We start from the raw sequence: 5349 nt of genomic DNA on the forward strand, positions 1-5349 counted from the left end.
TTTTAACTGAAGAGTTTGATCATGGCTCAGATTGAACGCTGGCGGCAGGCTTAACACATGCAAGTCGAGCGGGGAAGTATAGCTTGCTATACGACCTAGCGGCGGACGGGTGAGTAATGCTTAGGAATCTGCCTATTAGTGGGGGACAACATTCCGAAAGGAATGCTAATACCGCATACGCCCTACGGGGGAAAGCAGGGGATCTTCGGACCTTGCGCTAATAGATGAGCCTAAGTCAGATTAGCTAGTTGGTGGGGTAAAGGCCTACCAAGGCGACGATCTGTAGCGGGTCTGAGAGGATGATCCGCCACACTGGGACTGAGACACGGCCCAGACTCCTACGGGAGGCAGCAGTGGGGAATATTGGACAATGGGCGAAAGCCTGATCCAGCCATGCCGCGTGTGTGAAGAAGGCCTTTTGGTTGTAAAGCACTTTAAGCGAGGAGGAGGCTACCGAGATTAATACCCTTGGATAGTGGACGTTACTCGCAGAATAAGCACCGGCTAACTCTGTGCCAGCAGCCGCGGTAATACAGAGGGTGCGAGCGTTAATCGGATTTACTGGGCGTAAAGCGTGCGTAGGCGGCTTTTTAAGTCGGATGTGAAATCCCTGAGCTTAACTTAGGAATTGCATTCGATACTGGGAAGCTAGAGTATGGGAGAGGATGGTAGAATTCCAGGTGTAGCGGTGAAATGCGTAGAGATCTGGAGGAATACCGATGGCGAAGGCAGCCATCTGGCCTAATACTGACGCTGAGGTACGAAAGCATGGGGAGCAAACAGGATTAGATACCCTGGTAGTCCATGCCGTAAACGATGTCTACTAGCCGTTGGGGCCTTTGAGGCTTTAGTGGCGCAGCTAACGCGATAAGTAGACCGCCTGGGGAGTACGGTCGCAAGACTAAAACTCAAATGAATTGACGGGGGCCCGCACAAGCGGTGGAGCATGTGGTTTAATTCGATGCAACGCGAAGAACCTTACCTGGTCTTGACATAGTAAGAACTTTCCAGAGATGGATTGGTGCCTTCGGGAACTTACATACAGGTGCTGCATGGCTGTCGTCAGCTCGTGTCGTGAGATGTTGGGTTAAGTCCCGCAACGAGCGCAACCCTTTTCCTTATTTGCCAGCGGGTTAAGCCGGGAACTTTAAGGATACTGCCAGTGACAAACTGGAGGAAGGCGGGGACGACGTCAAGTCATCATGGCCCTTACGACCAGGGCTACACACGTGCTACAATGGTCGGTACAAAGGGTTGCTACCTAGCGATAGGATGCTAATCTCAAAAAGCCGATCGTAGTCCGGATTGGAGTCTGCAACTCGACTCCATGAAGTCGGAATCGCTAGTAATCGCGGATCAGAATGCCGCGGTGAATACGTTCCCGGGCCTTGTACACACCGCCCGTCACACCATGGGAATTTGTTGCACCAGAAGTAGGTAGTCTAACCGCAAGGAGGACGCTTACCACGGTGTGGCCGATGACTGGGGTGAAGTCGTAACAAGGTAGCCGTAGGGGAACCTGCGGCTGGATCACCTCCTTAACGAAAGATTGACGATTGGTAAGAATCCACAACAAGTTGTTCTTCATGACGATGTATCTGAGGGTCTGTAGCTCAGTTGGTTAGAGCACACGCTTGATAAGCGTGGGGTCACAAGTTCAAGTCTTGTCAGACCCACCAAATCTGACTAACAAGCATTGTTAAATGCTGAATACAGAAAAACAGAAACATTGACTTATTGATAAGCTGGGGACTTAGCTTAGTTGGTAGAGCGCCTGCTTTGCACGCAGGAGGTCAGGAGTTCGACTCTCCTAGTCTCCACCATAGATTATAGAACTTAGTAAGTTAAAGCTTATTAACTTCTGTGATTTATCGCAGTTTCCTGACCTGACGAAGGCTGGAAAAATCATTAACAGAATATATTTGAGTTGAAATAATTTGTTCATACTCGTTTTTAAGATCGACATTAACAGTGATTTATTACTGATTGATGAAGATTAAAGAAATGAGTTACTAGCGAAATTAACTGAATCAAGCGTTTTGGTATGTGAATTGAATTGAAGCTGTACAGTGTTTAAGTACACAGAACAACAAACTGTATGATCGAGCAATCGATCTGTCCTAGTGCTACTTGTAGGTGCTACGACTGTTTGGGGTTGTATAGTCAAGTAATTAAGTGCATGTGGTGGATGCCTTGGCAGTCAGAGGCGATGAAAGACGTAATAGCCTGCGATAAGCTCCGGGGAGGCGGCAAATATCCTGTGATCCGGAGATTTCTGAATGGGGAAACCCACCTGTCATAAGGCAGGTATCGTATGATGAATACATAGTCATACGAGGCGAACGAGGGGAAGTGAAACATCTCAGTACCCTTAGGAAAAGAAATCAATTGAGATTCCCTCAGTAGCGGCGAGCGAACGGGGAAAAGCCCATTAAGTCATATAAGTTCTAGTGGAATGCTCTGGGAAGTGCAACCATAGTGGGTGATAGTCCTGTACACGAAAGGGCTTATATGATGATGTCGAGTAGGGCGGGGCACGTGAAACCTTGTCTGAATATGGGGGGACCATCCTCCAAGGCTAAATACTCCTGACTGACCGATAGTGAACCAGTACCGTGAGGGAAAGGCGAAAAGAACCCCTGTGAGGGGAGTGAAATAGATCCTGAAACCGCATGCATACAAGCAGTGGGAGCCGACTTGTTCGGTGACTGCGTACCTTTTGTATAATGGGTCAGCGACTTACATTCAGTAGCAAGGTTAACCGAATAGGGGAGCCGTAGAGAAATCGAGTCTTAATAGGGCGTTTAGTTGCTGGGTGTAGACCCGAAACCGGGTGATCTATCCATGAGCAGGTTGAAGGTTGGGTAACACTAACTGGAGGACCGAACCCACTGTCGTTGAAAAGCCAGGGGATGACTTGTGGATAGGGGTGAAAGGCTAATCAAACTCGGTGATAGCTGGTTCTCCCCGAAAGCTATTTAGGTAGCGCCTCGGACGAATACCATTGGGGGTAGAGCACTGTTTCGGCTAGGGGGTCATCCCGACTTACCAAACCGATGCAAACTCCGAATACCAATGAGTACTATCCGGGAGACAGACTGCGGGTGCTAACGTCCGTAGTCAAGAGGAAAACAATCCAGACCGCCAGCTAAGGCCCCAAAATTATAGTTAAGTGGGAAACGATGTGGGAAGGCATAGACAGCTAGGAGGTTGGCTTAGAAGCAGCCACCCTTTAAAGAAAGCGTAATAGCTCACTAGTCGAGTCGGCCTGCGCGGAAGATGTAACGGGGCTAAAACTATATGCCGAAGCTGCGGATTTGCAATTTATTGCAAGTGGTAGGGGAGCGTTCTGTAAGCCGATGAAGGTGTATTGAGAAGTATGCTGGAGGTATCAGAAGTGCGAATGCTGACGTGAGTAACGACAATGCGAGTGAAAAACTCGCACGCTGAAAGACCAAGGGTTCCAGTCCAACGTTAATCGGGGCTGGGTGAGTCGACCCCTAAGGCGAGGCCGAGAGGCGTAGTCGATGGGAAATTGGTTAATATTCCAATACTTCTATGTAATGCGATGAGAGGACGGAGAAGGTTAAGTCAGCCTGGCGTTGGTTGTCCAGGTGGAAGGTTGTAGGCATGTATCTTAGGCAAATCCGGGGTACTCTATGCTGAGAACTGATAGCAAGCTGTACTTGTACAGTGAAGTGGCTGATACCATGCTTCCAGGAAAAGTCTCTAAGCTTCAGTTACATAGGAATCGTACCCGAAACCGACACAGGTGGTCAGGTCGAGTAGACCAAAGCGCTTGAGAGAACTCTGCTGAAGGAACTAGGCAAAATGGTACCGTAACTTCGGGAGAAGGTACGCTGCCGACGGTGATAGGATTTACTCCTTGAGCTATTGGCAGCCACAGAAACCAGGCCCCTGCAACTGTTTATTAAAAACATAGCACTCTGCAAACACGAAAGTGGACGTATAGGGTGTGATGCCTGCCCGGTGCTGGAAGGTTAATTGATGGGGTTAGCGTAAGCGAAGCTCTTGATCGAAGCCCCAGTAAACGGCGGCCGTAACTATAACGGTCCTAAGGTAGCGAAATTCCTTGTCGGGTAAGTTCCGACCTGCACGAATGGCATAATGATGGGGGCGCTGTCTCCAGCAGAGACTCAGTGAAATCGAATTCGCCGTGAAGATGCGGTGTACCCGCGGCTAGACGGAAAGACCCCGTGAACCTTTACTGCAGCTTGACATTGAACTTTGATCTTACTTGTGTAGGATAGGTGGGAGGCTTTGAAACCGAGACGCTAGTTTCGGTGGAGCCAATCTTGAAATACCACCCTGGTAATATTGAGGTTCTAACTCTGTCCCGTTATCCGGGACGAGGACCATGTCTGGTGGGTAGTTTGACTGGGGCGGTCTCCTCCTAAAGAGTAACGGAGGAGTACGAAGGTGCGCTCAGCGTGGTCGGAAATCACGCGTAGAGTATAAAGGCAAAAGCGCGCTTAACTGCGAGACCCACAAGTCGAGCAGGTACGAAAGTAGGTCTTAGTGATCCGGTGGTTCTGTATGGAAGGGCCATCGCTCAACGGATAAAAGGTACTCTGGGGATAACAGGCTGATACCGCCCAAGAGTTCATATCGACGGCGGTGTTTGGCACCTCGATGTCGGCTCATCTCATCCTGGGGCTGAAGCAGGTCCCAAGGGTATGGCTGTTCGCCATTTAAAGAGGTACGCGAGCTGGGTTTAGAACGTCGTGAGACAGTTCGGTCCCTATCTACCGTGGGCGTTGGAAATTTGAGAGGATCTGCTCCTAGTACGAGAGGACCAGAGTGGACGAACCTCTGGTGTACCGGTTGTGACGCCAGTCGCATCGCCGGGTAGCTATGTTCGGAAGGGATAACCGCTGAAAGCATCTAAGCGGGAAGCCTACCTCAAGATAAGATTTCCCTAGGACTTTATGTCCTCTAAAGAGCCGTTGAAGACTACGACGTTGATAGGTTGGATGTGGAAGCATAGTGATATGTGAAGCTGACCAATACTAATTGCTCGTGAGGCTTGACTATACAACACCCAAACAGTTGGTGTTGTGGTTCAAATCACTGCAAACAACTTGATTTAGTTATAAAGCTAGATACAATATCCAACTCAAATATACCTGTTAATAACTCATTTGATGAAAGTTAGGCATACACAATGTGTAAATAAGACCCAACGAATAGTCATAAACAGTTGTGCTGGCGACAATAGCAAGAGTGAACCACCTGATCCCTTCCCGAACTCAGAAGTGAAACCTCTTAGCGCTGATGGTAGTGTGGAGTTATCCATGTGAGAGTAAGTCATCGCCAGCTCATTAATTC

At 48.9% G+C, this 5349-nt stretch carries 2 tRNA genes and 3 rRNA genes; all 5 read left to right on the forward strand.

The features are described 5' to 3' along the window. Positions 1 to 3: 3 nt before the first annotated feature. Positions 4 to 1541: ribosomal RNA gene (locus JZ787_RS17850) — 16S ribosomal RNA — on the forward strand. Positions 1542 to 1602: 61 nt separating this feature from the next. Further along, a tRNA-Ile gene (locus tag JZ787_RS17855) sits at positions 1603 to 1679 on the forward strand. A gap of 68 nt (positions 1680 to 1747) precedes the next feature. Then, positions 1748 to 1823 (forward strand) — tRNA-Ala (locus JZ787_RS17860). Positions 1824 to 2161: 338 nt separating this feature from the next. After that, positions 2162 to 5055: ribosomal RNA gene (locus JZ787_RS17865) — 23S ribosomal RNA — on the forward strand. A gap of 170 nt (positions 5056 to 5225) precedes the next feature. Further along, positions 5226 to 5340 (forward strand): 5S ribosomal RNA (rrf, locus tag JZ787_RS17870). The 16S, 23S and 5S rRNA genes sit together here with 2 tRNA genes alongside, the layout of an rRNA operon. Positions 5341 to 5349 lie beyond the last annotated feature (9 nt).

Origin of the sequence: Acinetobacter sp. BWR-L5, from assembly GCF_039655985.1 — a bacterium.
Taxonomy (GTDB): domain Bacteria; phylum Pseudomonadota; class Gammaproteobacteria; order Pseudomonadales; family Moraxellaceae; genus Acinetobacter; species Acinetobacter johnsonii.